The sequence below is a fragment of the Mesorhizobium sp. M7A.F.Ca.CA.001.10.2.1 genome (assembly GCF_003998575.1).
In the GTDB taxonomy this organism is placed as follows: Bacteria; Pseudomonadota; Alphaproteobacteria; order Rhizobiales; family Rhizobiaceae; genus Mesorhizobium.
Genome location: NZ_RZQY01000300.1, coordinates 1 through 6,945, shown reverse-complemented (window position 1 = coordinate 6,945; position 6,945 = coordinate 1). Strand labels below are relative to the sequence as shown.

Genomic DNA, 6,945 nt, shown 5'->3' with positions numbered 1-6,945 from the left:
CCGATGGTGGTGATGCCGGCCGTGGAAGAGCAGGTCGCCGCGCTGGACGCGGTGACGCCAGATCAGACCGAACCGACACCGACGACCGAGCCGACACCTGAAGAACCGGTCGAAAAGGCCGAGCCGGTTGTCGAGCCGCCGGAAGCGGTCGCGCCAGACGAGACCGAACCCACCCAGACCGAATCTACCCAGGCCGAAACGGCTGAACAGGTCGATCAGCCGCCGCCGGATGAGGTCATCCCGGATGTGGTCGAGGCTGTCACGCCAGACGTCGTCATTCCCTTGCCGCAGCCGAAACCGGTCGAAATTGTCAAAGACAAGAAACCGGTCGAGGCCAAGGCGAAGAAGCCTGTCGAGAAGCCCAAGCCGCGGCTTAAGAAGGAGAAGGCGGCTCCGTCGAAGACGGCAGCCGTCGCCAGCGCCGACGCACGGCCCGCGGCCAGGACCGCCGCGCCGAAGGCGGCGGAATCGACGTCTCGCTCCGGCGACTCCAGCAAATGGGACTCCCGTCTGGGTGCTTGGATCAAGCGGCACACACGCTATCCCAGTTCTGCCAAGGCCCGACGCGTGGAGGGCAGGCCATATGTCGCCTTCACGGTCGACTCGTCCGGCCGGGTCCTGTCTGCCAGGCTCTCTCGTTCCTCGGGGGATGCGGATCTGGACCGTGCGGCGCTCGCCGTGCTGCAAGGCGCCACGGTGCCGAAACCGCCACCGGAACTCGGCTCGCGTCTGAGCCGTACAGCGCCGTTCGTGTTCAGCCTGCGCAACTAGAGCAGTTCACCGTTTCACGGAAACGGCTAACTGCTCTAATTCTTTGGTTTGACGCAATTCCCAAGGGAAAACGCTCTGCGTTTTCCCGGGAAAACCATTTCACACTTTTCCTGGAATTGCTCTAGGACCGAATTTGTTCGGGCCGGCCTGTCAATAGGCCAGTGACAGGCTCAGGGCCTCGACCTGTTCGAGATAGAAACGGCATTTCGTGCGCAAGGGCCCGAGGCCCGGGTCATCGGCGCCGTTGATCTCGATGGTCTGCATCATGAAGTCGAAATGGGCGTGGAAAGCGTCCACTGTACCCCAGAGACTGTCGGCCTGGCAGCTGTCGGCAATCGCCATCGAGACGAGTTGGCGGGCCTCGACCCGCGCGGCGTCAGGCGATGGCGGCCGCCTGGCGATCAAGACGTCGAGCCGGCTGAAAACGCCTTCCCTGGCATCGACGCTTCTGATGTTGGCTATCATGTTCATGTGCAGGTCCCCCTTGGCATTCCAGACGCGCAATAGGTTCCGGTCTGAAATTGAAAAACTGGTGATCAGAGCATTTTCAGCGGCGCCAATGAACGCGTCGCGTTTGGCATCAAGTTTGAGCGACCGGATGCCGGTCCTGCGGGCAGGATGCAATCAGGGCCGGGATTGCGGTTGCATCGGAGGGGTGGCCCCTGATGATGTTGGCGACCTCGGCATCGGCCTGCTCGAACCAGTAGACCATGTCGGCGCGGCGCAGGTCCGTCACGGCCTTCTTCAGCAACGGCAGCAGGCTTTGCAACGCGCACAGCGTCTCCCAGCGGTTTGGCCGGGAGGTCGAGCCGGCCACCGCGCATGCGGCTGACGACTGCATGTCGCTACGCTCTCCGTGGCTGGGCGGCCCGAGTGTCCTTTGCCTGCGCCTTGGGGTGCAGCGGGTTGCCGCTGAGCTGCGCATGCCTGGCCGGCCGTGCGCCGCGAAGAACGTCGAAGGCCTCTGCATAGGCCATGCCCAGCAGATAGGAGATCATCGGAAAACGGCTTGCTTCGGCCATCTGCACGAGCTCATTGGTCATCGACGAAATATATTGAAGGCTATCGATTTCCGACTGGCGTAAGGATTGATTTGGCACGTGCTGCTCCTGTCTCTGGTTATACCCTAGGGAACGCGTTACTGGCTGTGATGCACATAGTTGGTCGGCTAATTGATGGACTGGCCCGCCGTGGACGGATCTCTTTCCGGCGTCGAGAGGGTCAAGGCATAGATCGGTGCGTCGGTGAAACTGTCGAGACCAAGCAGCCGCTTGATGGCGGAATGGCTGAGCGCGGCTGTCGGACATGCCGACAGGCCATGATTGGTCGCTGCCAGCATGATGTTCTGGCCGATATGGCCGGCCTCGATCAGCACGACACGATAGGCGTTGGCGTCCTCATATTTCCACATCGTGCGATCTAGCTTGGCGCAAAGCAGGACAAGGCACGGCATGGCGTCGGCCCACTCCTGTCCGCCGACCAGTTCGGAGATTTTCGGCAGATGGTTTGCGGAAATCCTGCCAAGGTCGTGATCCGCGGCGGAATAGTGATAGACACCGGGTTCGAGGCCATCGACGCCGAGCGCGACCACATAGGCCTCATAGGGATTTCGCGCGCCGCCTGAAGGGGTCATGCCGAGCGGCAGGGTGCCAACGCAATTGGCGGTCTCGCCGATGATGCCGAGCCCTGCGAACAGGCAATCGGAAAGCTGTTTGGCCGTGATGGTGGGCTGAGCCGCCGTGCGGTTGGTGCGGCGCCGCGCCATCAAGCTGAGAAGTTCATTGTCTTCCAGTGCATTCGGCAGCTGGATGGCGCCTGCGGAATTCTTGAGCATGAGGTTCGGCTGCGGCGTATGGCCGGCGCGTTCTATCTGCCGCTCTTCCGCTTGCTCGATGGTCATGTATTCGCTGTCCTGGACACAGAAATGCATCAGCGCCGTCGGAAGCCCCCAACTCCATTGTCCTGAAAACTGTTCCTCCTGCTCGGCGAGAGGCGATCCGGCTGTGACCAGCGCGGAGAAATCGAGCAACTGGGGAACGACAGCCTTCAACTCGGACTTCGACCATCCATGGGCGCGGGCAATGTCCGCCGTCGATGCCCATTTGTCCCACGAAGCGAGAAGGCCGACCATCTCAGGACTGCATTCAAACACGCTCCTGGTCAGGAAGTTGCATGCCGTGACCTTGTTCGGTCCGGGGTAGAAAACAAGCGTTTTCGAAGAGCGCATTTTCATGAAGCTGATTGCCATCTGTGGAGCCGAGGCGCCGACAAGCAAGACGCTCGTCGGCGCAGAACGGCTTCAGCGCTTGTTGTAGTGCATGCCCTGCGAAAAGAAGACGGTCTGCGTGCCGGCGGCAATCGTCAGCTTCGGAGCATTGGTCACTTTCTTGGCCATTTTCATCCCTTTCCTGACCCCAATTTGGGATCCGTTGAAAGACCCCCGGAACGGGATCCGCGTGAAGAAAGGTAAGGTCGGAAGAGTTAATGGTTTGTTAAAATTATAGTAAAACCACGATCCTAAGACGGACCCGTGGATTATCTTTCCTGGCATTAAAGTGTAAAATATCGATTTTATTCAGATACAGAGTAGACAATCGTTGGCATACGCTTAATTGGCGTACGCTTATTCTTATTTGGCGTAAGACACGGCGATCCGAGGGGTTAGCCCAACCCGTCCCGGGTGAGGCTGACAACCAGTTGATCGACGCCCGGATCGTCGAGATTGATGACATGCGCCATGCTGATGGCATCCCTTGGGTGGATGTTGGCAATGTCGCGCCGCATGATGACGGACACGAATGCCGGGCCGGCCTCCGTCAGAAGCATGGCCTTGCCCATCAGCACCGGTTCGGAGATGGGAGCCCATTGCACGGAGATCAGCGACGGCTCCCCGGTCTGGCGGCGATTGATGCCGCTGAAATAGATCCAGTTCAGCCGCGAGATCGCCACGCCATAGTGATTGCCGCGCGCTCGTGCCCAGGTCGATCCCCGGCGCTCCGACCATCCGGTGACCCTTCGGAAGGTGACCAGTTCGGCTTCGCGCCTCACGAAGGTCACCGAGCGCATCAGGAGGTCGAGGCGGCCCGGGATCGAGAAATAGGTGAAATAGGTGCCGCCCGCGATCGAAGGACTGGGAGGGCGGATCATCTGGTTGAACAGGCTCTCGGAAACCGGCGGCAGGCCACGCATCGCCGGCTCGGGTGCGCCGGGATCCTGGTACAGTTCGGCTTCGTCGATCCGAAAGTAATCGCATATCAGCTTGGCGGTAGCTTTGTTGGGAACGGTCTGCCCTTGCAGATAGCGTTCGAATTGCGTGCGATTGATGCGCAGCTCACGGCATACCGCACTTACGGAGGCATGGTCCTTGCACAGCCGTCTAAGGTTTGCAGCGAGATTGTCGCGAATTGACACGTCTTTGCTTCCGCAGGCGGATTTTTCATTTCGACTCGAAATCGATCTAGCGTCTCCGGTCGCCCCCGCCGAAACGCCCTGGTCACAACGCACAGAAAAAACTGATTTGGTAACGTCAATTTAGTGGGGTGGTTTCCAAAAAAAACGGAAACAATCAGCGAGCTCTTCCGCCATAAGTCCAATTGACAAAAGTTTTGCCGGATATTGCGAAATAGGCGATGTAGCGCGGCCTTTTAAGGTGCTGGCACAGCAAATGCCAACCGCGGGGGCAAGCCGGGACGAGCGTCGCGGACTGCATGTGGCGCAAAGATGGGCATCTGGCGCGCAGCGTGGAGAATTATTCCGCTGGTGGAGCTGAGGAGGATCGAACTCCTGACCTCGTCATTGCGAACGACGCGCTCTCCCAGCTGAGCTACAGCCCCGTCCAGCGGATGGGCGCATTTATCGGGCGCCGCGGTTTCCTGTCAAGGCGGAGGTTTGCCGAAATCCAGTGCCGTCAAGCGTCGATCTGGCGCCGGCGGAAAGCGGCCCTTGCCGGTTTTGTGTATTCGCGCCTTCGTTGGGGTGTCGGCGACATGCCCTACAGTCCGACCGGGCCGGTATTGGCGCTCCACAGAAAGGCGGCCCTTGCCGGTTTCGCGTGCAATGGCTACATGTCGGCAACAATTGGAGACCGGCATGCTCGCCCTCATTCAAACAATCGTCATGGCGCTTGACCTCTACTGGTGGATCATCATCGCCTCGGCGATCTTTTCCTGGCTCTACGCCTTCAACGTCGTCAATTCGAAGAACCAGTTCGTCGGCAGCATCGGCAACATGCTCTACCGGCTGACCGAGCCGGCGTTGCGGCCTATCCGCCGCTTCATGCCGGACCTTGGCGGCATCGACATCTCGCCGATCATCCTGCTTCTGATCCTGTTCTTCCTGCGGCAGTTTCTGCTCACCACGGTGGCGCCTCTGATCCTGTGAGCAGGATGACCTTATGAGCACGCCGTTTCGCCTGCGCGAAAACGGCGCCGAGCTGTTTGTCCGGCTGACGCCAAAGGCTGCGCTGGACAGGCTCGAAGGCTTCGAGGCCACGGCGGACGGGCGAAGCCATCTGAAAGCGCGCGTCCGCGCCGTGCCGGAAAACGGCGCCGCCAATCATGCGCTCGAAAAGCTGCTGGCCAAGGCTCTGGGCGTGCCCGGGTCCGCTGTCTCGGTTGTCGCCGGCGGCACCGCGCGGCTGAAGACCGTGCGCATTGAAGGCGATCCGGCGAAATTGGCGAAAAGCATCGAGGCGCTCGGCCATCAATCCTGATGTCCTTGGCCGTAGGGGTTCAATCGCCCAATGGCAAACGCGGATCGTCGACTTTCAACGTGTTAACGCTCTGCTTGATGCGGCGCAGATTCTCCAAAACCCTCGGTCCGCGCGTCTCGGCGACCGAGGTGACGATCATGTCGACGATCGACAGCAGCGCATAGCGAGACGATGTCGGCTTGTAGATATTGCCGTCCTCGAGCGACTGGAAATGGATGACCGTGTCGGCGACCTTGGCGAGTGCGGAGTCCGGCGGGGTGATGGCGATCGTGGTGGCGCCATATTGCTGGGCGACCTGCACCGCATCGATGACCGATCGCGCATAGCCGGAGACGGAGAAGGCGATCAGCGTGGTGTCGGGGGTGGCAACGGCGGCGTACATGCGTTGCAACTGTCCGTCGATCTGCGCCAGCACCGACACGCCAAGCCTGAACAGCCGGTTCTGCATTTCGGTCGCCATCATGGACGAAATGCCACCGGAGCCGATGCACAGCACATTACCGGAAACAGCGATGCGTGCGGCGACGGCGACCAGCGTCGTCATGTCGAGGTTTTCGCTGGCGCGCTGGATGGCCGATATCGCCGCTTCGGTGATGGCGGAAGCGATGCGCTGTTCGCGGGCATCGCGGCTCAACGGCTCCGGCGACAGATACTGGCCGCCGATGGCGATGGCTTGCGCCAGATAGAATTTGAAGTCGCGCAGGCCCTCGCAGCCGAGGTTGCGGCAGAACCGCGTCACCGTCGGCTCGCTGACACCGACGCGCAAGGCAATTTCCGAAATCGCCGCTTTGGAAACGAAATCGAGGTCTGCCAGCACGAAGCCGGCCAGCTTGCGATCCGACTTCGTTCCGTCCTGCGACATCAGCTGCAGCCGCGTGATGATGTCGGCCGGCGTCTTCATAGAGGCAGGCCCGTTGCCTTGTCGAACAGATGGATGTTGCCGGGGTCGACCGAGACCGGCAGCAGGTCTCCCGGCCTGACCGGCACCCTGTCGCGGAACACGGCGCGTACCGTATCAGCACCGATAGCGCCATAGACATGTGTTTCGGAGCCGGTGGGCTCGACGACATCCACTCTGATCGCCATCGCGTCGACAGCCTCGCCGACGATAAAATGCTCGGGCCGGATGCCAGCCTCCACCGCGCTGTCCGCCGGCACCTGTTTGCCGGCAAGCGCAAGCCGCCCGCCACCGGCCGATTCGAACCAGGTTTTCTCAAGCGTCGTCTTGAGCGAACCGGACACAAAGCTCATCGACGGCGAGCCGAGGAAGGAGGCGACGAACTTGTTGGCAGGCCTGTCATAGAGTTCCAGCGGCGCCCCGACCTGCTGGATTCTGCCGCGGTCCATCACGACGATGCGGTCGGCCATCGTCATGGCCTCGATCTGGTCGTGGGTGACGTAGACGATCGTCGATTTCAGCCGCTGGAACTCTATGACAGGCCTGCCAACAAGTTCGTCGCCTC

10 protein-coding genes and 1 tRNA gene are annotated in these 6,945 nt (G+C 60.8%); 3 read left to right on the top strand and 8 right to left on the bottom strand.

What is annotated here, in order from left to right; genetic code table 11:
• Positions 1-771, top strand: a 771-nt coding sequence (locus EN964_RS19435) for an energy transducer TonB (RefSeq protein WP_164775882.1), incomplete at its 5' end; no start/stop codon positions are given.
• A gap of 150 nt (positions 772-921) precedes the next feature.
• Here EN964_RS19435 and EN964_RS19430 read toward each other — a convergent pair.
• The 6 genes from EN964_RS19430 to EN964_RS19400 form a co-directional block, all read right to left on the bottom strand.
• Entirely contained in the window at positions 922-1,242 is a 321-nt protein-coding gene (locus EN964_RS19430; protein WP_164748714.1) for a hypothetical protein, read from the bottom strand.
• 109 nt (positions 1,243-1,351) lie between these two features.
• On the bottom strand, positions 1,352-1,612 hold the full coding sequence (locus tag EN964_RS19425) for a hypothetical protein (RefSeq protein ID WP_127268062.1): 261 nt from the start codon (positions 1,610-1,612) through the stop codon (positions 1,352-1,354).
• A gap of 4 nt (positions 1,613-1,616) precedes the next feature.
• Positions 1,617-1,871, bottom strand: coding sequence for a hypothetical protein (locus EN964_RS19420; RefSeq protein WP_127268063.1), 255 nt, complete (start codon positions 1,869-1,871; stop codon positions 1,617-1,619).
• 68 nt (positions 1,872-1,939) lie between these two features.
• Positions 1,940-2,998 carry a SagB/ThcOx family dehydrogenase gene (locus EN964_RS19415; protein ID WP_245473077.1) on the bottom strand — a complete coding sequence of 353 codons (1,059 nt, stop codon included), beginning with the start codon at positions 2,996-2,998 and terminating at the stop codon, positions 1,940-1,942.
• 434 nt (positions 2,999-3,432) lie between these two features.
• The gene (locus EN964_RS19405; RefSeq protein WP_127268065.1) at positions 3,433-4,182 is read right to left on the bottom strand and encodes a helix-turn-helix domain-containing protein; all 750 of its coding nucleotides are present in this window, start codon (positions 4,180-4,182) and stop codon (positions 3,433-3,435) included.
• A gap of 346 nt (positions 4,183-4,528) precedes the next feature.
• Positions 4,529-4,604 (bottom strand) — tRNA-Ala (locus tag EN964_RS19400).
• Positions 4,605-4,860: 256 nt separating this feature from the next.
• On the opposite strand from EN964_RS19400, the gene EN964_RS19395 reads away from it, so the two are divergent.
• Together EN964_RS19395 and EN964_RS19390 are read left to right on the top strand one after the other, a co-directional pair.
• Positions 4,861-5,151 carry a YggT family protein gene (locus EN964_RS19395; protein WP_023811703.1) on the top strand — a complete coding sequence of 97 codons (291 nt, stop codon included), beginning with the start codon at positions 4,861-4,863 and terminating at the stop codon, positions 5,149-5,151.
• Between the two features lie 13 nt (positions 5,152-5,164).
• Positions 5,165-5,482 (top strand): DUF167 family protein, encoded by a 318-nt coding sequence (locus EN964_RS19390; protein WP_127268066.1) that lies wholly within the window; start codon positions 5,165-5,167, stop codon positions 5,480-5,482.
• 19 nt (positions 5,483-5,501) lie between these two features.
• On the opposite strand, the gene EN964_RS19385 is transcribed toward EN964_RS19390, so the two are convergent.
• Positions 5,502-6,383 (bottom strand): MurR/RpiR family transcriptional regulator, encoded by an 882-nt coding sequence (locus tag EN964_RS19385; RefSeq protein WP_127268067.1) that lies wholly within the window; start codon positions 6,381-6,383, stop codon positions 5,502-5,504.
• Positions 6,380-6,945: ABC transporter ATP-binding protein (locus EN964_RS19380; protein WP_127276638.1), on the bottom strand; the 566-nt coding region annotated here is incomplete at its 5' end. The genes EN964_RS19380 and EN964_RS19385, both read right to left, overlap by 4 nt.